Source organism: Devosia chinhatensis, from assembly GCF_000969445.1.
Classification (GTDB): Bacteria; Pseudomonadota; Alphaproteobacteria; order Rhizobiales; family Devosiaceae; genus Devosia; species Devosia chinhatensis.
Map to the genome: position 1 here is coordinate 1 of NZ_JZEY01000025.1, position 442 is coordinate 442.

Consider the following 442-nt stretch of genomic DNA (forward strand, 5'->3'; position numbering starts at 1 on the left):
TGAGGATATCGTACGATGCATCCCCCGACGACAACGACAGCGCTACCACGAACGGTGCCAGACCAGTCGTCAGCGCCGTCGCCGCGCCGGCCTGCCTCGTTGCCTCAGGCGTCGTCGCGGTCCTGCAAGCCGTCCTGGCATCCAAGCTGGTCTCGCTCGCCGATCTTGGACTGGGCCTGCCGTCCAATATCAAGCTCGACAAGCTCCTCTCGTTTGGCATCGATGCCAAACGAGAGGAGCTTGTCGAGCTTGATATTGGACGGCAGGCCCAGTCCAAGATCGGCGAGCGAGACCAGCTTGGATGCCAGGACGGCTTGCAGGACCGCGACGACGCCTGAGGCAACGAGGCAGGCCGGCGCGGCGACGGCGCTGACGACTGGTCTGGCACCGTTCGTGGTAGCGCTGTCGTTGTCGTCGGGGGATGCATCGTACGATATCCTCA

General features: G+C 63.8%; 1 protein-coding gene. It reads right to left on the reverse strand.

Annotation, left to right across the window (positions count from 1 at the left end; genetic code table 11):
• Nucleotides 1-104: 104 nt before the first annotated feature.
• On the reverse strand, nucleotides 105-442 hold a 338-nt coding region (locus VE26_RS18920), incomplete at its 5' end, for a hypothetical protein (protein WP_046103237.1).